Source organism: Flavobacterium sp. (assembly GCF_027484205.1).
Classification (GTDB): Bacteria; Bacteroidota; Bacteroidia; order Flavobacteriales; family Flavobacteriaceae; genus Flavobacterium.
The window spans coordinates 173467-198303 of the sequence record NZ_JAIXUB010000013.1; the positions used below are offsets into that span (position 1 = coordinate 173467).

The 24837-nt window shown below is 29.9% G+C and carries 24 protein-coding genes; 9 read left to right on the forward strand and 15 right to left on the reverse strand.

What is annotated here, in order from left to right; all coding sequences use genetic code 11:
• Window positions 1-125 precede the first annotated feature (125 nt).
• Complete coding sequence (locus Q0049_RS04965; RefSeq protein WP_298117222.1) at window positions 126-593, reverse strand: DUF6252 family protein; 468 nt, start codon at window positions 591-593, stop codon at window positions 126-128.
• A 149-nt stretch (window positions 594-742) separates the two neighbouring features.
• On the opposite strand from Q0049_RS04965, the gene Q0049_RS04970 reads away from it, so the two are divergent.
• From Q0049_RS04970 to Q0049_RS04985, 4 genes are all read left to right on the forward strand, one after another.
• A complete protein-coding gene (locus Q0049_RS04970; protein WP_298117224.1) occupies window positions 743-2326 on the forward strand; it encodes a bifunctional response regulator/alkaline phosphatase family protein in 1584 nt (527 codons plus the stop codon).
• A gap of 92 nt (window positions 2327-2418) precedes the next feature.
• Window positions 2419-2829, forward strand: a complete 411-nt coding sequence (gene tsaE, locus Q0049_RS04975) for a tRNA (adenosine(37)-N6)-threonylcarbamoyltransferase complex ATPase subunit type 1 TsaE (RefSeq protein WP_298117226.1) — start codon at window positions 2419-2421, stop codon at window positions 2827-2829.
• A 50-nt stretch (window positions 2830-2879) separates the two neighbouring features.
• Window positions 2880-4073 carry an alanine dehydrogenase gene (locus tag Q0049_RS04980; protein ID WP_298117227.1) on the forward strand — a complete coding sequence of 398 codons (1194 nt, stop codon included), beginning with the start codon at window positions 2880-2882 and terminating at the stop codon, window positions 4071-4073.
• Window positions 4074-4131: 58 nt separating this feature from the next.
• A complete protein-coding gene (locus Q0049_RS04985) occupies window positions 4132-4509 on the forward strand; it encodes a DUF4258 domain-containing protein (protein ID WP_298117229.1) in 378 nt (125 codons plus the stop codon).
• Window positions 4510-4553: 44 nt separating this feature from the next.
• Here Q0049_RS04985 and Q0049_RS04990 read toward each other — a convergent pair whose 3' ends face one another.
• From Q0049_RS04990 to Q0049_RS05030, 9 genes are all read right to left on the reverse strand, one after another.
• Window positions 4554-5723, reverse strand: coding sequence for a proline dehydrogenase family protein (locus Q0049_RS04990; protein ID WP_298117231.1), 1170 nt, complete (start codon window positions 5721-5723; stop codon window positions 4554-4556).
• Window positions 5724-5820: 97 nt separating this feature from the next.
• The gene (locus tag Q0049_RS04995; protein ID WP_298117233.1) at window positions 5821-7248 is read right to left on the reverse strand and encodes an SDR family oxidoreductase; all 1428 of its coding nucleotides are present in this window, start codon (window positions 7246-7248) and stop codon (window positions 5821-5823) included.
• Between the two features lie 21 nt (window positions 7249-7269).
• Window positions 7270-8562 carry a DASH family cryptochrome gene (locus Q0049_RS05000; RefSeq protein ID WP_298117236.1) on the reverse strand — a complete coding sequence of 431 codons (1293 nt, stop codon included), beginning with the start codon at window positions 8560-8562 and terminating at the stop codon, window positions 7270-7272.
• Window positions 8563-8626: 64 nt separating this feature from the next.
• On the reverse strand, window positions 8627-10162 hold the full coding sequence (locus Q0049_RS05005; protein WP_298117238.1) for a cryptochrome/photolyase family protein: 1536 nt from the start codon (window positions 10160-10162) through the stop codon (window positions 8627-8629).
• Between the two features lie 58 nt (window positions 10163-10220).
• Entirely contained in the window at window positions 10221-10364 is a 144-nt protein-coding gene (locus tag Q0049_RS05010; protein ID WP_298117240.1) for a DUF2256 domain-containing protein, read from the reverse strand.
• Entirely contained in the window at window positions 10330-11838 is a 1509-nt protein-coding gene (locus Q0049_RS05015; protein ID WP_298117242.1) for a cryptochrome/deoxyribodipyrimidine photo-lyase family protein, read from the reverse strand. Before Q0049_RS05015 ends, Q0049_RS05010 begins: the two co-directional genes overlap by 35 nt.
• A gap of 4 nt (window positions 11839-11842) precedes the next feature.
• On the reverse strand, window positions 11843-12484 hold the full coding sequence (locus Q0049_RS05020; protein WP_298117244.1) for a flavin reductase: 642 nt from the start codon (window positions 12482-12484) through the stop codon (window positions 11843-11845).
• Between the two features lie 9 nt (window positions 12485-12493).
• Complete coding sequence (locus tag Q0049_RS05025; protein ID WP_298117246.1) at window positions 12494-12892, reverse strand: DUF2452 domain-containing protein; 399 nt, start codon at window positions 12890-12892, stop codon at window positions 12494-12496.
• A 2-nt stretch (window positions 12893-12894) separates the two neighbouring features.
• A complete protein-coding gene (locus Q0049_RS05030) occupies window positions 12895-13197 on the reverse strand; it encodes a TIGR03643 family protein (protein ID WP_298117248.1) in 303 nt (100 codons plus the stop codon).
• Between the two features lie 165 nt (window positions 13198-13362).
• Between Q0049_RS05030 and Q0049_RS05035 the strand changes: the two genes are divergently transcribed.
• From Q0049_RS05035 to Q0049_RS05055, 5 genes are all read left to right on the forward strand, one after another.
• Window positions 13363-15633 carry an O-antigen ligase family protein gene (locus tag Q0049_RS05035; RefSeq protein ID WP_298117250.1) on the forward strand — a complete coding sequence of 757 codons (2271 nt, stop codon included), beginning with the start codon at window positions 13363-13365 and terminating at the stop codon, window positions 15631-15633.
• Window positions 15634-16707 carry a 3-dehydroquinate synthase gene (aroB, locus tag Q0049_RS05040; protein WP_298117251.1) on the forward strand — a complete coding sequence of 358 codons (1074 nt, stop codon included), beginning with the start codon at window positions 15634-15636 and terminating at the stop codon, window positions 16705-16707.
• A 288-nt stretch (window positions 16708-16995) separates the two neighbouring features.
• Window positions 16996-18396 carry an arginine decarboxylase gene (locus Q0049_RS05045; protein ID WP_298117253.1) on the forward strand — a complete coding sequence of 467 codons (1401 nt, stop codon included), beginning with the start codon at window positions 16996-16998 and terminating at the stop codon, window positions 18394-18396.
• Window positions 18397-18477: 81 nt separating this feature from the next.
• Window positions 18478-19452, forward strand: coding sequence for a deoxyhypusine synthase family protein (locus tag Q0049_RS05050; RefSeq protein ID WP_298117255.1), 975 nt, complete (start codon window positions 18478-18480; stop codon window positions 19450-19452).
• 9 nt (window positions 19453-19461) lie between these two features.
• Window positions 19462-19875 carry a DNA primase gene (locus Q0049_RS05055; protein ID WP_298117257.1) on the forward strand — a complete coding sequence of 138 codons (414 nt, stop codon included), beginning with the start codon at window positions 19462-19464 and terminating at the stop codon, window positions 19873-19875.
• A gap of 138 nt (window positions 19876-20013) precedes the next feature.
• Here Q0049_RS05055 and Q0049_RS05060 read toward each other — a convergent pair whose 3' ends face one another.
• The 5 genes from Q0049_RS05060 to Q0049_RS05080 all read right to left on the reverse strand — a co-directional run bounded on the left by Q0049_RS05060 (window position 20014) and on the right by Q0049_RS05080 (window position 24802).
• Window positions 20014-20532, reverse strand: a complete 519-nt coding sequence (locus Q0049_RS05060) for a DinB family protein (RefSeq protein WP_298117259.1) — start codon at window positions 20530-20532, stop codon at window positions 20014-20016.
• A gap of 3 nt (window positions 20533-20535) precedes the next feature.
• Window positions 20536-20937 carry a hypothetical protein gene (locus tag Q0049_RS05065; protein WP_298117261.1) on the reverse strand — a complete coding sequence of 134 codons (402 nt, stop codon included), beginning with the start codon at window positions 20935-20937 and terminating at the stop codon, window positions 20536-20538.
• Window positions 20938-20940: 3 nt separating this feature from the next.
• Window positions 20941-23517 (reverse strand): phosphoenolpyruvate carboxylase, encoded by a 2577-nt coding sequence (locus Q0049_RS05070; RefSeq protein WP_298117263.1) that lies wholly within the window; start codon window positions 23515-23517, stop codon window positions 20941-20943.
• A gap of 7 nt (window positions 23518-23524) precedes the next feature.
• Window positions 23525-24241: a phosphodiester glycosidase family protein gene (locus Q0049_RS05075; RefSeq protein ID WP_298117265.1), complete on the reverse strand. Its 717-nt coding sequence runs from the start codon at window positions 24239-24241 to the stop codon at window positions 23525-23527.
• A gap of 81 nt (window positions 24242-24322) precedes the next feature.
• Window positions 24323-24802, reverse strand: a complete 480-nt coding sequence (locus Q0049_RS05080; RefSeq protein WP_035127172.1) for a winged helix-turn-helix transcriptional regulator — start codon at window positions 24800-24802, stop codon at window positions 24323-24325.
• Window positions 24803-24837 lie beyond the last annotated feature (35 nt).

Sequence of the window (24837 nt, forward strand, 5' to 3'; positions counted from 1 at the left end):
TTTGAAAAAATGCTTTGTATAAATTACATGAAAAAATTTTAATTTTTATAACTACTATAAATACATAAATAAAAAAGCGTGAAGTTTAATTACTTCACGCTTTTTTGGTTTGAATAATTTATTACTTACTGAATATTTTCAGCTCTAAATTCACCTTCAGTAACAGTGTAGGTTGCACCTTCATTTGTTCCTACGAATGAGAAAGTTCCTTTAATAACATCAGCATTAACTTGAGTTATAGTTACAGTTCCTGATTCATTATCTGAAGCTGCTTCTGTTTCAAAATCAGAATAACTTGCTCCATAAGCATCAACATTTGATGGTTCATCAGTAATAGAATAAGTTCCTGTTGCAACATCTAAAGGAAAGTATAATGTCAAAGATTTTCCGTTTGTTGTAAATCCTGTTAACGATTTACTTAAAGAATTGATAACTTCAGGATCAGAAACTTCTACTAAAGTTCCGTTAATTTTATATTTCAAATAAAATGTATCTGAACTACTTCCACCATCACCATCAGAGCTACAATTAACTAATAGAGAACTTGTTAATACTAAGACTAATAAAACCGTTAATTTTTTTAATGCTTTCATAATTTGCTTTTTGTTTAAATTTTAGGTGGCAAATATATTCTTACCATTTTTAATAATCATAAAAAAATGCTAAACTTTAACATTTTACAAAATAATTTACAAAATCATCGTTTTATATATAGTAAATTGCACCAAAATTAAATGCCATTATGGATAAAATTAAAATACTTTGGGTGGACGACGAAATTGATTTGTTAAAACCTCACATCCTATTTTTAGAAAAGAAAAATTATGAAGTTACCACCTGTAATAATGGTCGTGATGCTGTAGATATTTTTGCCGAAAACAATTTTGATATTGTTTTTCTAGATGAAAATATGCCCGGAATGAGTGGTTTAGAAACACTTTCAGAAATAAAAGAAAAAAAATCTTCAACGCCAGTAATCATGATTACAAAAAGTGAAGAAGAATATATAATGGAGGAAGCAATTGGCTCTAAAATTGCCGATTATCTTATCAAACCAGTAAATCCAAATCAGATTTTATTGAGTTTGAAAAAGAATTTAGACCATTCAAGATTAGTATCCGAGAAAACAACTTTAGATTATCAGAAAGAGTTTAGAAAAATTGCAATGGAAATGGCAATGGTAAATTCCTATGAAGATTGGATTGAACTTTATAAAAAACTATTATTTTGGGAATTAGAACTTGAAAATATTGAAGATTCTAATTTAATTGATATTCTTGAATCTCAAAAAGTGGAAGCTAACTCGCAATTTGGTAAGTTTATAGAACGAAATTATGAAGATTGGTTCGAACCAAAAGCAGAAACCCGAGGCAAAGCCGAACAGAGCAAAGCTAAACCAATTCAATCCCACACACTTTTCAGAGAATTAGTTGTTCCTGAATTGGTAAAAAAAGATAAGCCAGTTCTTTTTGTAGTTATCGATAATCTTCGCTACGATCAATGGAAAGCGATGGAAAGTACTGTAAATAATTATTACAAACTTGAGAAGGAAACACCTTATTTTGCAATGCTTCCTACAGCTACACAATATGCAAGAAATGCCATATTTTCGGGATTAACACCTTTAGAAATGGAAAAACAATTTCCGCAATATTGGAAAAATGATATTGAAGATGGCGGAAAAAACTTGTATGAAGCCGAATTTTTAACAGCTCATTTAAAACGTTTGGGATTAAATCTAAAACAAGATTATTTTAAAATTACAAATCTCGCTGGTGGAAAAAAATTGGCTGATAATTTTAGAAGCTTAAAAGACAATGATTTGGTGACTGTAGTTTACAATTTTGTTGATATGCTGTCACACGCAAAAACTGAAATGGATGTTGTAAAAGAATTAGCATCAGATGATAAAGCGTATCGTTCCTTAACTTTAAGTTGGTTTAAAAATTCACCGCTTTTAGAGATTATTCAACAAGCGCAAAAACTTGGTTTTAAATTAATTATAACCACAGACCACGGAACAATAAATGTAAAAAATCCTTCAAAAGTTATTGGAGATAAAAACACAAGTTTAAATCTTAGATACAAAACGGGAAGAAGTTTAACCTATGAAGATAAAGATGTTTATGTTGTAAAAGACCCGAAGAAAATTGGACTTCCTGCTATAAATATGAGTAGTTCTTTTATCTTTGCAAAAAATGATTATTTCTTGGCTTATGTCAATAATTATAATCATTATGTGAGTTATTACAGAAATACCTATCAACACGGAGGAATATCTTTAGAAGAGGTTATTGTACCTTTTTTGGTTTTTAATCCGAGGTAAAATTCAGTTGGAAGATGGAAGCTAGAAGAAGTAAGTTATTTTCATTAATCATCAACTTCTAACTACCATCTTCCATCTTCAAACTTAAAAACATGGAGATACTATTTTCACTAGACGAAATTGATATTGTTGCAAAAAAAATTCTTTCAGAAAATCCAAAAAAAGTAATTCTTTTTAATGGTGCAATGGGAGTTGGAAAAACAACTTTAATAAAATCATTGGCTAAAAATCTTGGCGTAAATAATGCTACAAGCAGCCCAACCTTTTCTTTAGTTAATGAATACCAAATAACTGCTAATCAATATATTTATCATTTTGACGTTTACCGTTTAAAGAAAGAATCTGAAGCACTAGATATTGGAATTGATGAATATTTATATTCTGGAAATTGGTGTTTCATAGAATGGGCAGAGAATATTCCAAATCTAATTCCAGAGGAACATTCTGTTGTTTCAATTGAATTACTTCCAGATGGCAAACGACGTTTAATTCTTAATTTATAATTATTAATTAAGAATTTTTATGTAATTTGTGCCAATATTCATTTGTAACTATGCCACTTACACCATTTACAAAACAACAACTACTTCCTCAAGAAGAAAAGCTTGAAATTGCTCGCCATAAAAGCGAATTGTTTATTGGAATTCCGAAAGAAACAAGCTATCAAGAGCGAAGAATATGCCTTACGCCAGATGCTGTTCACTCCTTGACAGCTCATGGTCATCGTATTTTAATCGAAGCTGGAGCTGGAGAAAGTTCGAGTTACTCAGATAAAGAATATAGTGATAATGGTGCTGAAATCACAAATGACACTAAAAAAGTATTGTCTTGTCCAATGCTTCTTAAAGTAGAACCACCAACAATGGCAGAAATTGAAATGATGAATCCAAATTCGATTATCATTTCGGCTATTCAATTAAAAACCAGAAAAAAAGAATATTTTGAAGCGCTTACTAAAAAGAAAATCACTGCTTTAGCTTTTGAATATATAAAAGATGAAGATGGTTCTTATCCAGCTGTAAAATCTCTTAGTGAAATTGCAGGAACGGCTTCGATACTCATTGCGGCTGAATTAATGATTAACAATCAATTTGGTAAAGGATTGTTATTTGGAAATATAACAGGAGTTCCTCCAACAGATGTTGTAATAATTGGTGCTGGAACTGTGGGCGAATTTGCGGCAAAAACCGCAGTTGGATTAGGAGCAAATGTGAAAATATTTGATAATTCTATTACAAAATTACGCCGATTACAAAACAATTTGAGTCAACGTGTATCAACTTCGACGATTCAACCTAAAGCACTTTTAAAAGCATTACGTCGTTGCGATGTTGCCATTGGAGCAATGCGAGGAAAAGACAGATGCCCAATTGTAGTGACAGAAACAATGGTAGAACACATGAAAAAAGGTGCTGTTATTGTTGATGTTAGTATCGATACTGGAGGTTGTTTTGAAACTTCAGAAATAACCACACATGAAAAACCTACCTTTATTAAAAATGATGTAGTACATTATTGTGTTCCTAATATACCATCTAGATATTCAAAGACGGCATCACTTTCTATCAGCAACATCATTACTCCTTATTTACTACAAATTGCTGAAGATGGCGGAATTGAGAGTTCCATTCGATGCAACAAAGGATTGAAAAACGGAGTATATCTCTATCACGGAATCTTAACAAACAAAGCCATTGGTGATTGGTTTAATTTACCAGATAGCGATATCAATTTAATAGTTTTTTAAATCATCAAATTTGTAAATATTCTAATCTTTAGATTACCTTTGCAAAAAAAATTACAATATGAAGTTTTATCAGAGGTTAGCCTACTATATGGTTGGTTTAGTTATGGGTGGATTTGTTGTAGCACTGGTTTTTTCAGGGAAAGACACACGTTGTAATTATTTCCCAAACGCAAGAGTTTTAAACGATTTACGTAACAAACCTTTTAATTATAGTATCGAAGCTTCAAGAAAACTTTCTGAAGATTGGATTGACACTATTGATATAAAAAACACCTTGACTTATGGTGATGTTGATTTTGATAGAAGTAATATTTCTTATCAAAAAGGTAAACTATATGTAATTGAAGGTCAAACTACAAAAAAAGATACCATCACTTTAAGAGTAATCAATTATCCTAGCAAAGCGGTTTTAGAAGATATTATTAGAAAAAAATAAAAAAATCCTGAGTTAGTAGCTCAGGATTTTTTGCTTTATAATTATTATTTATTTTTTCTTCGTTCTCTTTCTGTTTTCAGAAGATTCAATTCACGACTAGTTTGTCCTGCTACTGAAGTATTTTCTTCTGCACGACGAATTAAATAAGGCATCACATCACGAACTGGACCAAATGGTAGATATTTAGCAACATTATATCCATGAGAAGCTAAATTATAACTAATATTATCACTCATTCCATATAATTGTCCAAACCAAATGCGTTGGTCTTTAATTTCTATATTGTTGTTTTTCAACATTTCCATCAATTTATATGAGCTTTCTTCATTATGAGTTCCGGCGAAGATAGCCATTCTGTCAATATGTTGCATCATATAATCAACAGCAATATTGTAGTTATCATCTGTAGCTTGTTTTGACGCGCAAATTGGTGTTGGATAACCATTTTCCTCTGCGCGTTTATGTTCTTTTTCCATGTATGCACCACGAACTAACTTCATACCAATATAAAAACCATCTCTCTTTGCTCTTTCATGCAATGCTTTTAGGTAATCCATTCTATCCCAACGATACATTTGTAAAGTATTGAAAACAATTACTTTGTCTTTGTTGTATTTGCGCATCATGTCTTCAACTAAATCATCCGCAGCATCTTGCATCCAACTTTCTTCAGCATCAATTAATAAAGCTACATCTTTGCTATGAGCAGTTTTACATATAATTTCGAAACGCTCTTTTACTTTATTCCATTCAGCTTGTTCTTCCTCAGAAAGTGGTTGCTTCTCTCCTACTTTAGTATATAAATCTAATCTACCTAAACCTGTAGGTTTGAAAACTGCAAAAGGAATTGCCTGACGTTCTTTTGCAAACTCAACTGTTTTTAAAGTCATTTCTAAAGCCGCATCGAATTGAGCTTCTTCTTCTTTCCCTTCAACAGAATAATCCAATACAGATGAAACACCTTTTGTGTACATTTTATCAACTACAGAAAGACAATCCATTTCATTAACACCACCACAAAAGTGATCAAAAACAGTAGCACGAATTAATCCGTCAACTGGTAAATGAGCTTTTAGTGCAAAATTTGTTACCGCTGTTCCAATTCTAACAAGTGGTTCACTTGCAATCATTTTGAAAAGAAAATATGCTCTATCTAATTCTGTATCGCTTTTTAAAGCAAAAGCAACTTCTGTATTGTTAAAAATTTTGTCCATTTGTTTGTTAATAAGAAAACTAACTATCAATTTTACAATTGACGAATTAGTAATTATAGATAATGATTGTACAAATATAATTAGAATTTGATAATTTTTATTTAGAATTAGCTATTCTTTTTATCATTCCGTTAAAAATGAAAAAATGAAATGGTAGCATACTGTACCAATATAATCGTCCAAAAAGTCCTCTAGGTCTAAAAGTGGCAATTTGATGTAAATAATTATTTTCGTCAATTCTAAATTCGAGCCAAGCTTCGCCTGGAACTTTCATTTCTGCAAAAAGCAATAATCGTTTATTTTCTTTGTCGGCTAGTAAAACTCTCCAAAAATCTAGTGAATCTCCATTGTCTAAATGCGTTGGACTTGTTCTTCCTCTTCGTAATCCAACTCCGCCAAAAAGTTTATCAATAAATCCTCGCAATTGCCACATCCAATTTCCATAATACCAACCTTTTTGACCTCCAATTGACCAAATATTTTCTAAAACTTGTTTAGAATTTAAAATTTTAATTTTTTTACTGTCTTTCAAACATCCAAAATTGGGTATCTGAATATAATTTGTCAAATTACCTTTTAAGCCACTACTTGTTAAACTATCTTTCCAACTTGAGATAACTAAATTTTGTTCAATTTTTTGAAATGCTAATTTTATTGCATCAACGTATGAAATGGATTTTATTTTCAATAATTTTTGAAGTCGATTATCCTTACAAATAACTTCAACTTTCATACTATCAACTAAATTCATAGCTAATTTATAAGAAGTTGAAGTAACAAAATACAACCAATATGATGATAGTTTTGGAGTCATGACTGGAATAGTAATTATCGCTAATTTAATGCCACGAGTTTTAGCATATAATTGCATCATTTGCTTATAAGTAATCACATTTGGACCACCAATATCAAACGATTCGTTAAAACAATCTTCTCGATTTTGAACTCCAATCAAGTATTTTATCACATCACGAATAGCAATTGGTTGCGTTTTTGTTAAAACCCATTTTGGAGTAATCATAATAGGTAATTTTTCACACAAATCACGAATAATTTCAAAAGAAGAGCTTCCTGAACCAACAATGATTCCAGCCTTAAGAACTGTTAAATTTGGTTTACCTCCATATAATATTTTTTCAACATTATTACGTGAAAGCATGTGTTTTGATAATTTTGGATCGTTAACAATACCACTTAAATAAATAACTTGCTTTATATTCATATGCTCAGAATACAAATTGAAATTTTGAGCCGTTTTAGCTTCCATTAAATCAAATGTTTCCGTCGAACTCGACATAGAATGAATTAAAAAATAGGCAATATCAATTTCCGTGGGACAATTATCAAGGTTAATATCGTCAAGAAAATCTACTTCCCAAATAGTTATTAATGAAAGTGTTTCTTTATCTAAACCCAATCGCATTTTGTCTCTAACGGCACAAACTACTTCATGACCTTGATTGAGTAGTTCTGGAAGTAATCTTCGACCTACGTATCCGTTTGCTCCTGTTAGTAAAACTTTCATTTTTAATTATTTATAAATTAATTAACCCTTCAACCATAAATTTCGATATTTTTTATCTTTATCATAATCAGTTGCTTGTTTATCAATATTGAAATAACGATTTCCTCTTGGATCGTTTCCAACTCCTGCTAAATATGCCCAATTTCCCCAATTGCTACACACATCATAATCAATAAGTTGCTGTTCAAAATAAGCTGCGCCATAACGCCAATCGAGTTTTAAATCATTGCACAAATAACTAGCAACATTTTGACGACCACGATTGCTCATAAATCCAGTAAGTTTCAATTCAATCATGTTTGCATCAACAAAATCTACTCCAGTTTCTCCATCAATCCATTGTTGTAATTGATGCGAATTATGTTTATTAACTTCAATACCTTTGTTTTGAATTCCTGCTAATTGAAAAAAATTGGCATTGTGCTTTTTCATCATAAACCTAAAATAATCACGCCACAACAACTCAAAAACCAACCAATAAGTAGATTCATTAGCTCCAAATTGTTGCTCATATTTTTTTAATTCGTCGTGAATAAATCTTGGCGAAATACAACCTAAAGCCAACCAAGCAGAAAACTTTGAAGAATAATCAGCACCAAACAATCCGTTTCGCGTTTCTTTATATTTTGAAATGCATTTAGTTTCAAAAAAATAGTGATTTAATCTGGCTATTGCTTCCGTTTCTCCACCTTTAAAAGTTAAGACAGATCGTGAATCAATTGGTTCAAAACTCAATTCTAAATCTTCAAGTGTTGGTAATTTTAAAGATTCAATTTCTGGAGATTTAATTTCTTTTGGTTCTTCAAATGAATCTCTAATTAAGGCATCTTTTTCGGTTTTCTTTCTAAAACTAGTAAATACATCTGGAATGTCTTTTATTGAAAAAGGTAAATCCTCAGCATGATATAACGTACTTGTGCTGAATGTTTTAAGCTCACATTTCAATTTAAACAGTTCCTCTTGAACTTTAGCTTCGGTTTGCTTTTCTTCATACGACACTTCACGTTTAGCAAAGACTTTAGATACTTTATATTGCTGGGCAATTTTTGGGATTTCAACTTCTGGTTTTCCTTTTAAAATCAATAATCCTGAACCAATCTCTCTTAAATTTTTATCTAAATCCGATAATGATTCTAATAAAAATTGTGCTCTAAAATTTCCCATTTTTTTAAATCCAAATTCATTGGTAACAAATTCAGCATCATCAAAACAATACACCGGAATAATTTCATCACTTTGGGCTATGGCTTTGATAAGTGTTTCATTGTCGTGTAATCGCAAATCGGTTTTAAACCAAACTATTGAGGTTTTCATATATTTATTTTATTTCAGGTTTCAAGTTTATAGTTTTACAGTTTTAAACTTGGAACAAATAGTTTTACAATTCATTTATGTTTTTCAAACAATAATCAGCTTGTTGCAAAATAGCTGTTTTATCTTCGGGTTTCATTTTTCGCCATACATTATACATCATGCCTATTCGAGGATTTTTCCCTAATTTATCTTCATTTCTATCATAAAAATTCCAATACAAACTATTGAAAGGACATGATTTTTCGCCTGTTTTCAATGCTTTTTTATAAAAACAAGTGCCACAATAATGACTCATTTTATCAATATAACTGGCTGAACTTACATAAGGTTTTGTTCCTACAATTCCGCCATCGGCAAACTGACTCATTCCTCGCGTATTCGTAATTTCAACCCATTCAAAGGCATCAATGTAAATTCCTAAATACCATGCATCTACTTCATCAGGATGAATTCCTGCTAAAAGCGCAAAATTTCCTGTAACCATAAGTCGCTGAATATGATGCGCGTAAGCAAAGTTCAACGATTGTTTAATTGCATCTTTTAGGCAATTCATTTTTGTATTTCCTGACCAAAACCAATCGGGTAATTTTTCTTGATTATTGAAATAATTCATACTGGCATACTCAGGCATTTTGTTCCAATAAATTCCACGCATGTACTCGCGCCAACCTATAATTTGACGAACAAAACCTTCTAATTGATGAAATTCGATTTCGTTTGGACGCTTTTGCCATTCCTTAATAGCCGAATTAATAACTTCTTGTGGTGAGATCATTTTGACATTCATTGAAAATGAAATTCTTGAATGATAAATGGACCATTCATTTGGCATCATTGCATCTTGATAGCTTCCAAAAAGTGATAAACATTCGGACACAAAAAATTCCAATAATTGAAGTGATTGTTCTCTGTTTATTGGCCAAACAAAATTTTTAGCATCAATAGTTCCAATGGTTTTTACATCGGTTTTTGTAATTTCATTATAAATTTCGGAAACATCATTACAGAAAACAAATGGTAAAATTGGTTTATGATTTTTAGGCAATTTTTGTCGGTTTTCAGCATCATAATTCCATTGTCCAGTTAATGGTTTGTCACCTTCCATTAAGACGTTATGTTTTTTTCGCATGGCTCGATAAAAACTTTCCATCAAGAAAGTTTTTTTTCCATTAAAGAATTCACCCAATTCATTTCTTGTAGAAAAAAAATGCTCTGAATCAACAACTGTACTTGAAATTGAAATAGAAGAACAAAGGTTTTTTAAATCCAAATCAACTCGATATTCATCGGGTAATTGGTATTCAAAATGAGTGAAATTATATTTTGAAATTAAATGTTTAACATTTTTATCAAATGAATTTAAGTTATTGTCATCATTCAAATGAATATATATAACCTTATGATTATTAGATAATAAATCATTTTTAAAATTTTGCATTGCAGCAAAAATTCCAACTACTTTTTGAATATGATGTTTAGCATAATCCGTTTCAGAACGAATTTCCATCATCACATAAGTAATGGAATCATCAACAGTTTTAAACCAAGAATGATTGCTATTTAATTGATCACCTAGAATTAATCGTAACGTTTTTGACATTTGTACTTTTATTTGCAACTGATTCACTGATTAATATTTATAATCTGTGAATTTGCGGCTATTTAATTTTATTCATTCTACACTTATCACTACAATATTTCACTTCATCCCAAACTTTTTCCCATTTTTTGCGCCAAGTGAATGGTTTTTGACAAACAATACAAGTTTTATTGGGAAGATTTTGTTTTTTTACTCCTCGCATTTTTAGGTTTATTTGGGTTACTCACATGTTTCTTCAAAATTCGTTTTCCTTCTTCTTTGACATAATCTTTTTTACGGAAACTCCAAACAATATCACTTGCCATTTTTCTAGTTTCCTCAATATTTACAATGGGAAATGGATAATCTTTTCCAATTTCGCAATGATAAAATTGCTGCTCAATAGGATTCATTTTCCATGGTTCATGAATTAATTCTAAAGGAACTTCAGCTAATTCAGGAATCCATTTTTTTATAAAAATTCCATCTGTATCATGTTCTTCCGAATTTTTTATAGGATTATAAATTCGAATCGTATTGATTCCAGTCGTACCTGATTGCATTTGCAATTGTGGATAATGAATACCTGGCTCATAATCTAAAAATTGACGTGCTAAAAAATGTAATTCGCGCCAATCTTGCCATAAATTAAAGGTAAAAAACGAAACCACCATGGCTCGCATCCTGAAATTAATGTAACCTGTTTGAACTAAACATCGCATACAAGCATCCACAATTGGAACTCCGGTTTTGCCATCTTGCCAAGCTTTAATATAAGTTTCGTTTTTTGGTTTTATTAAAGAATCATAAGCACGATTAGCGTTTTCAAATTCCATTCGGCATTCATCTTCAAATTTTTGAATAAAATGACAATGCCAATGCAATCTGGAAACAAAATTTAAAATTGCCCTTTTGTTTTTAGAAGATTCATAATGCTGATTCGTATATTGGTAAATCATTCGCATACTGATATTTCCGTAAGTTAAATAAGGCGATAGTCGGCTGCAACCTGTTCGACTCAAACTTGGTTTAGAAATATGTTTACTATAATTTACGTATCGTTCTTTTACAAAACTATCTAAATAGCGCCAAGCCCAATATTCGCCACCTTGTTGAAAATTTTTATTGCGAGTTGTAATTTCGATAGGAAGATCATTTCCTTTTAGCTTTTGATAAAAATCTGATTCTAAATTTTCTATTTTAAAAGCATTCAAGTCAATCAATTTAGGTTCAGCTCGCATAACTTGCTCCCAACGTTTGTCCCAATCACTTCTTGATTTCAACTTTCTTATTACACCATGCATTTGCGATTGTTTCCATCTGATTTTATTTTCATCAAAAAACTTTTGCATAGCAATATCTCTATCAAAAGTGATTTTGTTTCCAATTTCTTGATGCGAAAAAACTGATTTTATATCGTAAATAGTATTCAACTCATTAAAAACAGTTGCAGCTTCATTATGAAAGAAATAAATATTGGAAGAAATAGATTGTAATTTAGTTTGCATTTCCTGCAATGATTCATGTATAAATCGCCAATGACGTACATCCGAATCATCATAACTCATTATTGATGGTTCAAAAAAATAGACAAATAAAACTGGTAATCCTTCCTGACTTGCCAAAAAAAGAGGTTCGTGATCTGTAAATCGTAAATCACGTTTGAACCAAACAATATTGATTTCTTTTTTTGTCAATTTTTTATAGTAATGATGTTAATTCTTTATCTGGTTTTGCATAACTCAATCGGTCAAGTTGAATAGTTTTGTGATAACTATCTAACCCAGAACAAGTAATGGTGTTTGCTTTTTCTAAATCGATAAATCCATCTTCGAGCAAGCAATTTTCTGGAATGTAAACTTGAATAATTTCTCCAATAATCATTGTAGTATTATTAATTGAAATATCTATTCTTTCTTTAAATTCTACACCTAATTGAATATGACTTTCAGATACAAATGGAGCAAAAAAATCATTTTTATATTCTGTTTGTAAACCTGTAACATCAAATTCAGAGATGCTTTTGTCGTATCTTGCTGAAGTTTGATGTGCTTGTCTATAAATTGCTTCGTTGATATGATTTACAGTATAAAAACCTGTTTCAAGAATATTACTCATTGTATCTCGCTCTGGCGGACTTGGTCTAAAAATCATCCCAATTAAAGGCGGATTAGCTCCAATATGAAATAAGGAACTAAAAATTGCCAAATTGGTATTCTTATTTTTATCAGAAGTTCCAACAAGAGCGACACTTTTAAAACCACCTAAACTGTTAATTAAATGAACACGTTTTTGTTTTTCTAGCAATTCAATTTGCGATTTATCGATATATTTTTTTTCCATTTTATAATTTTAAGCCAGGTGAATCCACTTTCTTTCACTGTTTAGTTTAAAGGTACCAATATGTTCTTTATTCCATTCATTTGGAGCAATCAACGATAGAGAATGTGTTCCGTCATCATTAGCATACAAATGATATATTTCGCCAATTACTGGTTCAAATGAAAATTTAGCATTGTATACCAATTCATTCCATTCATACTCGCGCATTAAACTTTCGTATTGCTCTTTTAGCTCGTTAAATTTATTTTCAAATTCTTTATTTACATTGTTAATGCTTCTGCTTTTCCATGAAACCACATCATCAATCTTAATCACTGGCGCACCAACACTTGTTGAATAAGTTAATAAACTTGCGTTGTAACCTTTTTCATCAGAAAAAACTACATTATCTGGCTTTTTGCTTTCCATTATTATCTTTTAGAAATTTTATTATTTGTGATGGCACGTTGCAAATTACATTTGAATCTATCAATACCTTCAACTCTTTTAGCAACATGCTTAGTTTTAGAACTTTCTACACGTTCACGCCACAATTTGTAACTGCTAAACTTAAGTTCTCTTTTCATTAATGCTTTTACATCAGCTTCGGATAATCCGAATTGAAATTTTATGGCGTCAAATGGAGTTCTGTCTTCCCAAGCCATTTCTATGATTCTATCGATTTGAATATCTGATAGATTTTCTTTTTCTGTGATTGGTGTAATTGGTTTCAAAATAAATTTGTTTAACTTTTTTATATTTTAATTAAACAAAAGTAAACAATTATTTGTTAATGAATACTTAAAATTTAATAAAGTAAAATAGATGTTACAACAAAATAGAAATCGGTTATATATAAAATCAATTTTATTACTTTTGTTGCAATTGAAAATCATTTTATGAAAAAAAAGGTACAATTAGTTGAGGAAAATATTGATGTAAGTGAGTCAAAAAAAACGGTAAGTTTTATAATAGTTTTATTGTTGCTTTTGTATTTATCGGTTGATTTTTTGCCAAAGTTTTCAGCACTAGATATCTCTGGCATTCAATGGGTTTTCATTTCTGTCATCAATATTTGTGTTGGTACTTTTATTTACTTCAATAAAAAAGAAACTTTAGAATTTAATTCTGTCAAATTAAATAAAGTATCGCTTTTATATTTGATTTTTACTGCAATATGTGGAATTTCAATTTTTGTTGCTCAAAATAAAATCGAAGGAATTGTATCGTTTGTAAAATTACTAACTACAGCTACTTCTGTATTCTTACTTAGCATTTTAGCACAAAAAAAGTCATCTCATTTTTTAACTTTTTCAGTCGCAGTTTCTATCATATTATTTTACCAATCGTTTATGATATTTGTAAAATATTATAGTTCCATAAACGTATTGAGTTTTGAACAGATAAATTCAATTTTATCAGGAAATACGGGAAACAAAAACGTATTAGCTTCTGTGTTTGCACTTAAAATTCCTTTCGCTATTTATTGTTTTTTTCATTACAATAACATTAAAAGATATTTCTTTTTGCTTACAATTTTTTTAAGCACAATAGTGATTTTTATAACCGAATCGAGAACTAACTTAATCAGTGTAAGTTTATTTTTAATCGCTCTGGTTGGGTTTCTGGTAATTTCGAAACAATTGAAATCAAATTTGAAAAATTTTGCTTTGCTCCTATTAACAGTAATTATTTCATATTCATTTGTAAATCTAAAATTTGCTTCTAAAAAATCTGAAAATCCAACAGAACTTGTTGCTTCAAACAATAATTTGACTTCAAAAAAAGAAGATATTTCAGGAAATCGTTTTTCGCTTTGGGAAAATACTTTTCAAATAGCTAAAGAAAATCCAATTCTAGGAAAAGGACTTGGAAGCTACAAAATTGAGTCAATACCTTATGAAAGTAAGCATAGAAACTATTGGGCAATTTCAAAACAGTCACACAATGACTTTCTACAAATTGCTGCTGAAACTGGTTTTATAAATATGTTGGTCTATTTATTGATTTTCTTTTTAGCTGTTTTTTATAGTTTTAAAACAGTAACAAATAAAGAAAACTCTGAAGAACAAAAATGGATTTCATTTGTAGTCTTAATTTCAATTTTAGCTTTTGGATTAGATTCACTTTTAAATTTTCCAATTCAAAGACCTATAACACAAATTCATTTTGCAATTATTCTTTTTTGGTTTTTGAATAGTACCAAATTCAATTCAAAATCTATACCTTCAAATTATTTTATTCTTCCAATAGCTGTTGTAAGTTGTGTACTAGTATACTCAAACATATTGTATTTTAAATCATTAGTTGGTCAAAATAAAATTTTTGCTGATGAAAATTCGATGGCAATGAGTTATGATGAAGTTGATAAAATAGTTCCTGATTATCCAAATTTAAGTGAATTTGGAAACTCAATAAAAGCTATTAAAGCAAAGTACTTAATTAAAGAAAATAACGAATCTGAAGCTTTAAATTTATTAAAAGAATCAAAAAAAGATAATCCTTATTTGATGGATACAGAATATCAACTTTCCAATCTTTATTTAAAACAGAAAAATAATGATAGTATTCACAAATATTTCAAGAAATGTTTTGATATGTTTCCCTTATATAAAACATTTTATATCAATTACATGGCTTCCGTAAAAGCAAGAAATAATCCTAAAGAGATTGAAGAAGCTTATAATTATGTAAAAAAATATAATAACGGAAAACCTTATCTAAATGTTGATTCAATTATAAATTTACGTTTAAAAAGAGTTGCTGATTCTAAAACGATTCAAAGTACAAAGCCAAATAATGAAACTCAAAAACCGGAAATTCAAAAAGTCAATTATCTTGCCATAGCAGAAAAATATGGAATAGAAAAGAAATTTGATTTGGCTTTAGAAAATTATGAAAAAGCACTACTTGAAACTCCAAACAATGCTATAATTCATCAAAATATTGGCATTTGTAATATCATGCTAAAAAATTATTCAAAAGGAATCGAAAGTTTAAAAAAGGCATTGAACAGTCCAACGTTAAATGATGGCAAAACTGAATATTATATTGGAGTTGCCTATTTTAATTCAAATGGAGACAGAAAAAAAGCCTGCGAATTTTTGAATATTGCCAAATCTAAAAACTATCAATCTGCTATTGAAATTGCAAATACTTACTGTAAATAAATGACACATCAACTAAACAAAATACAAGCCAATAATTATGAAATTTTCTTCAATGATGAAGGATATAATAATTTGAATGAAACAATTTCTAAAAACAATTATTCCTCCATTTTTATTATTGTAGATGAAAATACAAATGACTTTTGTTTGCCAAAATTCATTCCAAATTTAGCTACAGAAATTCCAATTGAAATTATTGAAATTGAAGCAGGTGAAGAAATAAAAAATATTACAACTTGTGTCGAAATTTGGTCTATTCTATCTGATCTTGGTGCAGACAGAAAAAGTTTAATAATCAATCTTGGTGGCGGTGTAATAACAGATATTGGCGGATTTATTGCTTCCACTTTTAAAAGAGGAATAGATTTTATAAATGTCCCAACAACTTTATTAGGAATGGTGGATGCCTCAATTGGAGGTAAAAATGGCGTTGATTTAGGAAACTTAAAAAACCAAATTGGTGTAATTAATGTACCTAAAATGCTATTAATTTCAACTGATTTTCTTGAAACTTTGTCACAAAAAGAAATGCGTTCTGGATTAGCAGAAATGTTAAAACACGGATTGATTTATGACAAAAAATATTGGGAACAATTTCTAGATTTATCACAAATTGATTTTGCCGATTTTGATGCTTTAATTTATCGCTCAATTGAAATTAAAAACGAAATTGTTAAACAAGATCCAACTGAAAATGGTATCCGAAAAGCGTTGAATTTTGGTCATACACTTGGTCACGCTATTGAAAGTCATTTTTTAGAATCGGAAACACCACTTTTGCATGGAGAAGCTATTGCAATTGGTATGATTTTAGAAAGTTATATTTCAAAAGAAAAAGGATTGCTTTCCAAAGAAGATTTTTATCAAATTAAGTACAACATCACCAACCTTTATGACCAACATAATTTTACTGATGAGGACATCGTTTCCATTCAAAATTTACTCATCCACGATAAGAAAAATGAGTATGGAAAAGTACAATTTGCCTTAATAAATGGTATTGGAAAAACCATCATAAATCAATCGGCTGAAAATGAATTAATTATTAATAGTTTTATCGATTATAAATCATAAGATATTTTTATAAAAAATATTGCAATTCGGTAATTTTATTTTTTACATTTGTCGTGATGAAAAATAATACGAACACTACTACTAATAGCACTTTCACGCTAAAAACCAATTCAGGTTTTCAAGTACTGTGTGTTACTTTTTTAACATCGATAAGGACAATTTTAGGATTATTTTTAGAGCTATTCAAGTCAGAAACTGAAAAACTTCCTATAGTTTATGCCAATATTAGGGTTTGAAAACAAAAGATTAGCGTAGTTTTTTTTTAATCTTTTAAAATCCCAAAATTCAATGAATACAAAATATTTCGACCTAATTAATCAAACTTATTATTTTCCGCAGGAAGAATTTACTTTAAACAAAGACAGTGAATTACTTTTTCACAACATTGATTTAATGAAATTGGTCGAGCAATATGGCACTCCTTTAAAATTCACTTATTTACCTCAAATTTCTAACAACATTAAAAGAGCTAAAAATTGGTTCCGAAATGCAATGGAAAAAAATAATTATGAAGGTAAATATTATTATTGTTATTGTACAAAAAGTTCTCATTTTGAATATATTATGAGTGAAGCTTTTAAAAATAATATTCACGTTGAAACTTCATCAGCCTTTGATATCAATATTGTTGAAAATTTATTAGAAAATGGTAAAATCAACAAAAGTACCTATGTAATTTGCAACGGTTTTAAAAGAGATCAATATGTCACCAATATTGCAAGATTAATTAATAATGGTCATAAAAATACAATTCCAATAATTGATAATTATGAGGAATTAGATTTGCTTCAAGCAGAGATTAAAGGTAAATTTAAAATCGGAATTAGAATTGCAGCCGAAGAAGAACCAAAATTTGAGTTTTACACGTCTCGTCTAGGAATTGGATATAAAAACATAGTTCAATTTTATAAAAAACAAATTCAAGAAAATGATAGATTGGAGTTGAAAATGCTTCACTTTTTTATTAATACTGGAATAAATGATACGGCTTACTACTGGAATGAATTAGTAAAATGTATCAAAGTTTACATCCAACTTAAAAAAGAATGTCCAACGCTTGATGGATTGAATATTGGTGGAGGTTTTCCAATAAAAAACTCTCTTGCATTTGAATATGATTATCAATACATGATTGACGAAATTATCAATCAAATAAAAATTGCTTGTGAAGAAGCTGAAGTTGATGTACCAAATATTTTTACAGAATTTGGTTCGTTTACCGTTGGTGAATCTGGTGGAGCAATTTATCAAGTATTGTATCAAAAACAACAAAATGATAGAGAAGCTTGGAACATGATTGACTCTTCATTCATTACTACTTTACCTGATACTTGGGCAATCAACAAACGATTTATTATGCTTGCCGTAAACAGATGGAATGACACTTATGAAAGAGTTTTACTTGGCGGAATGACTTGTGATAGTGATGATTATTACAATTCTGAACAAAATATGAATGCTATTTATTTGCCAAAATACAATAAAGAGAAACCATTATATATAGGATTTTTTAATACTGGTGCATATCAAGAAACCATTGGTGGATTTGGTGGATTGCATCACTGTTTGATTCCTCAACCAAAACACATTTTAATTGATAGAGATAAAAATGGAATTATAGCAACCGAAGTATTTTCTGAACAACAGACTTCAGAAGATGTTTTGAAAATCTTAGGATATAATAAATAATAAATAAAACAGTTTGAAGTTTTCAAAAAAAAGTTTTACTTTGAAATCCCAAACTACAATCATAAACATTAAATACACAAAATGAGCAAAGGACCAATAAGTCAGTTTATTGAAAAGAATTATCTTCATTTCAATGCAGCTGCTTTAGTAGATGCTGCCAAAGGATATGAGCAACATTTACTAGAAAATGGAAAAATGATGATAACTTTAGCTGGTGCAATGAGTACTGCTGAGTTAGGAAAATCGCTAGCAGAAATGATTCGTCAAGATAAAGTACACATTATTTCATGTACTGGAGCTAATCTTGAAGAAGATATTATGAATTTAGTTGCTCACAATTCATACAAAAGAGTTCCAAACTACAGAGATTTATCTCCTCAAGAAGAATGGGATTTATTAGAAAATCACTACAATAGAGTTACTGATACTTGTATTCCTGAAGAGGAAGCTTTCAGAAGATTACAATCACATTTATACGATATTTGGAACAATGCCGATTCAAAAGGAGAAAGATATTTCCCACATGAATTTATGTACCAAATGATTAATTCTGGTGTTTTAAAACAATACTACGAAATTGATCCTAAAGATTCTTGGATGGTTGCTGCGGCAGAAAAAAACCTTCCAATTGTAGTTCCAGGTTGGGAAGATAGTACTATGGGTAATATTTTTGCATCTTACTGCATCAAAGGTGAATTCAAACCTACTACAATGAAAAGTGGTATTGAATACATGATGTGGTTAGCTGATTGGTATCCTAAAAATTCTGGTGGTAAAGGTGTTGGTTTCTTCCAAGTTGGTGGTGGAATTGCAGGAGATTTTCCTATTTGTGTAGTTCCAATGTTATACCAAGATATGGAAATGCACGATATTCCTTTTTGGAGTTATTTCTGTCAGATTTCTGATTCTACAACTAGTTATGGTTCGTACTCTGGTGCGGTTCCAAATGAAAAAATTACTTGGGGTAAATTAGATATTCATACTCCAAAATTCATCATTGAGTCGGATGCAACCATTGTTGCTCCATTAATTTTTGCATATTTATTAGACCAATAAAATACATTTATGAGAAGAGTTATTGTTGATTATGCTAAGCTAACTGGCGATATTTTAAACTTATTAGTTGAGAAATTTCCTGAAGGATATGACGATAGTGATATTATCCGTTTCAGAAATGCTCAAAACGAACTTGTTGAAGCTGTAGAAGTTAGAACTGAAGACACTATTTATTTAGTAAAAGTAAGTACTAAACTTGCAAGCAGAATGGAGAAATTTGATGAAGACGATGATTTAGATGCAGTAATTGAACCAATTATTCCAGTTGCTGGTTTAGACGATGATGAAGATGCTGCAAGTGACGACGACGATGTAGAAGAAGATTTACTAAAAGACAAAGGTGGATCTGATGATGACGATGATGATGACGACGATGATTTTGAATCTTCAGATAATTTTGACGACGAAGACGACGAAGAATAAATAAAAGCTTGAAGCTCGAAGTTTGAAGCTCGAAGTTTTTTAAATATACAAGCATAAAAAGTAAAGCAGTTTTCATTTGAAAACTGCTTTACTTTTTATAATAATTCTTCTAACTTCCTACTTCTAACTTCTAACCCATTACAAATATCTTTCTTCAAAAACTCTTTGATGATGATTTTGATGACCAATAATTATAAATCCTAAAGCTCTAACCGACATTGGATTGTTGTTTGCAGAACCAATTAGTAGCAATTGTTCTTCATTGAATGACTTGAATAACAACATCGTTGCATGACGAACAGCTGAAAACTCCGTTAATAAATCCATGATGCTTCTTTTGTTTCCGCTTGCTTCGTTTGCATAATCGTCTTCTTCATAACCTGGTAATTCGGTTTTATCATTTCTTGCAAAACGTAAAGCTCTGTAGGCAAAAACTCTTTCGGCATCAATCGTGTGCTGAATAATATCTTTAATAGTCCATTTTCCTTCAGCATAACTGTAGTCAAATTTATCCATCGGAATGTCTTGCACAAATTTAATGTAGCGATGTAAAGAAATTTCTAATTCTTCTAACAAAGTATATTCATCAGAAACTTGTGCAATGTAATTTGCATAAAATGGTGCGTATTCGTTTGGGTTTAGTTGGGTTGGTTTCATTGGTTATAATTTTATCAAAATCAAAAATATAGTTAATATTGGAAATGACAAGAAAATTAAAGCAATATATTTAATAGCACTTCTTGTTAATTTATAATGCTTTTTTAATTCTTCATCTGTTAATTTTTCAAAATCAGGATTATTAAAAAGATTAATTGCGTGAATCATTTCATCCTTAAAAAAACCTATTTGAACACAATTTTTCTTAAATAAAATTGGATCACTTAATCTTAATTTATCACTAAAAGCACCAAGATTTTTAAAATAAAGAAAAACATATACTGGAAAACCTAAAAAATACAAAACTAATGTTGCAAAATTATTATGATATTCTTCTCCTAAAAAAATCCATATTATTGTTATCAGCAACAAAAGTAAAAAGTAATTTCTATACGTAATCTTCATAATTTAAGCCGAATTCCTACTAGCATTTGTATTTCCAAACAAGGAACGCATTACTAATTTTTCATATACTTCTAAAAGTTTAGCATCACTTCTACCCTTTTTGATTTCGTTAATTTTCATCAAAGCATATTGCTGAATCGTTAACAATGGTAACACAATATCTTCACGCATTTTAATTGAAGCTTTTCCGTCAGGATAATTTTCCATGAGTTCTTTGTGTCCTGCAATTTTTAGTAATAAACGTTTGGTTTCTTGAAACTCATCAAAAATTATTTGCCAAAAATCACCAAAATCAGCATCGTTTTTCATGTATTGCGTTAATGGGAAGAATGATTTTGCCAATGACATCATACTGTTTTCTAATAACGTTCTGAAAAATAAAGACGTATCAAACAGCGATTGTACTTTTTCCCATTGATTAGTGGTTTCAAAATGTTTTAAAGCGGAACCAACTCCAAAAAAACCTGGAACATTTTGCTTCATCTGACTCCACGAACCTACAAAAGGAATTGCGCGCAAATCAGCAAAATCTAGACTATCGCTTGCATTTCTTTTTGATGGACGACTTCCAATATTGGTCTTAGAATAATAATTCAATGTACTCATTTGCTCCAAATAAGGAATGAACTTTGGATGATTTTTAAAACTTAAATATTTTTGGTATCCAATTTCAGAAAGTTCATCAATGATTTCTTTATCAGAATTCGACAAGTTAATTTCATCTTTTTTATAAACTTGATTAGAAACTCCTGCACTTAAAAGATTTTCTAAATTATAACGACACGATTCTGTTGTTCCAAAATTTGAACTAATCGTTTGACCTTGAACTGTCAACTGAATTTCTTGATTCTCAATTTCTGAACCTAACGACGCATAAAATTTATGTGTTTTTCCACCACCACGAGCTGGCGGACCACCACGACCATCAAAGAAGATTACTTTTATTCCGTATTTTCTAGAAATCGTTGTTATGGTTTGTTTGGCTTTGTAAATTCCCCAATTTGCCATCAAGTAACCGCCGTCTTTGGTTCCGTCAGAAAAACCTAACATAACGGTTTGCTTGTTACCTCGATTTTTTAAATGTGCTGCATACTCTTTATTAGTGTACAATTGCTCCATAATTTTGTCAGCATCTTTCAAATCATCAATCGATTCAAATAACGGAACAATATCTACCGATGGTTTTTCCCAATTGCATAATTTGAATAAAGCAAAGGTTTCCAAAACATTCAACGCACTTTCATTGTTAGAAATGATGTAACGGTTCGCTCCTAGTTCACCATTATTTTCTTGTATTTTCTTAATAGCAAAAATAGAATCAAGAGTTTGCTTTGTAATTTCATCAACAAACAAATCTGAAGAAATGCTTCCTGAGATAGTCGTTAGCAATTCCATTCTTTTTTCAGTTGAATACGAAAAGTAATTCTTAAAATCATCGTTGCCCATTCCGAAGGAATCAAAAATGGTTTTAATTACTTTATTGTGAATTTTACTATTCTGACGAATGTCTAAAGAAGCAAAGTGAAATCCGAATAAATTGACTTTATTTATCAAATCGTTAATCTCATCTAAATACAGTGATTGATGTTTTTCTATACAAAGTAACTTGATTTCATTTAGTTTATCTTTTAGTTCTGATAAAGTTATGTATATAGTTCCAGTTGAATAAAATACAGAACGATATAATTTATTTTCAACATCAGAAATTATGATATCAATTCCTGAAAAAGTCAATTTTCTTTTCAACTTTCTTATATCAGAATAATAACATTTTAAAACAGATGTTCGCAATCTATCTGCAACTTTCAACGTGATTTCTGTAGTTACAAATGGATTTCCGTCTCTATCGCCACCAGGCCAAAATCCCAAATTTATTATGGAATTAGAAATCGGTTTATCCTTAAAAATATTCTTCTGAATGAATTGCACCATTTCACCAGTTGTTTGATAAAAAACATTCTCAAGATACCAAATCAAACTCACGGCTTCATCAAAAGGTGTTGGCTTTTCTTTTTTAATGAAAGGTGTTTTTCCTAATTGCGCCAAAAGTTGTTTTATTTTACTCAAATCATTTTCGCGAATGGCATCGGTTAAATCGGTGATTATTCCTAGAACAGAACCAGGATAAAATTGTGTTGGATGTGCTGTTAAAACTGTACGAATATTGAAATCTTCTAAAAAAGATAACAATTCCTGTTTAAGTTCTTTAGTATCAGCACGTTCTTTTACATCACGAAGTGAACCTTTTCCTTCCATGTTGTTTACCATAGGAAAAGCAGCATCTTCAATAGCATCAAAAAGTACAATTTGGCGTTCTACATATTGAATGAAGCGAAACATCAAACTGATCTTTTCTTCTTCAGAAACATTGTCTAAATACTTCTGCGAAAATGAATTTACAATTTCAATTGGAGATAAATTATTTTTGAATCCGTTATCACAAACTTCACTAAAAAGCGGCAATAAAACTCCAGTATTATCAATAGCATCAAAGGGTAAAGTTATAAATACACTATTGTAAATGTGGTATTTAGATAATACGTTTTGATTGAAACGCTCTATTTTTGGTAAGGTATACATAGTAATTTTAATTTTTAGTAACTGCAATTATAACTCCAAAATTTCCATCTATTTGTTCCCAATTTTCTTTTGGGCAATAGGTTCTGGATACAAATCCATCTAAATATAAAGCATTTTTGCATCCTTTGCTTTTGAAAAAATCAGCAAATTCATAAAAGTTTATCTCTTTTTTTGACATAGCGAAAAGCACTTCATTATTAGGCAATATTCCTACTCCATTTCTTATGTTTAAATTTGTAGATTTTTTATTAAAAGCGTTATGAATTTGACCATCAATAACCAACATTGGTCCAGATTGTGTTGCAAATTTTATGCTTTTATCATTATGAAAATCTTCAGTTTTACAAACAAATGCCTTATTAGAATTGGTCAAATAAAAAACTCCGTTAGGTTTCATGTAAAAATTTCCTTTTGCATTTGATGTATCAATTGGTGTTTTTTCAATTCCGTTTTCAATAAATAAACCTTGTGGAGATTGATCTTTCTTATACATTCCACCATTTGTGGCAAAAATCAATTGATTATTATTTTTTGACAACCAGTTTCTTAGTTTATCAATGCTTCCGAAAATTTCATGATCATTATTTTTCCAATAAAATGAAAGTTTTGATTTAGAAGTATTAACAGAATAAGTAACAAAATCATTATCAGATTTAGTCGAAAATTGAAAGAATAGCGAAACACTTATTACAAAGAATAAAACAATCAAAAACTTATTTTTCATTTTAATAATTTGAATCTAAATATACAAAAAAAACCTCAAGCAAAAAACTTGAGGTTTGTATAAATGATTTTCATTAGAAAATTAAATGTCTTTGAAAATAGTGTGCATCAAACGTTTTTTGTCGTTGATACTTTCCTCAAGTGAAATCATTGTTTCCGTTCTGTAAACACCTTCGATGTCATCAATCATGAAAATAACGTCTTTAGCGTGTTTTGTATCTTTAGCTCTAATTTTACAGAAAATGTTGAACTTTCCTGTTGTTACATGAGCAACCGTTACGAATGGAATTTCGTTAATTCTCTCTAAAACAAATTTAGTTTGAGAGGTATTGTTTAAGAAAACACCAACATAAGCAATAAATGAATATCCTAATTTTTCATAGTCTAAAGTCAATGATGAACCCATAATGATTCCTGCATCTTCCATTTTCTTTACTCTTACGTGTACTGTTCCTGCAGAAATTAATAATTTTTTTGCGATATCTGTAAATGGAACTCTTGTGTTGTCAATCAACATATCAAGGATTTGGTGATCTACTTCATCTAAACGAAACTTACTCATAATTACTAACTTTAATTTATTGTTTTGTTTTACAA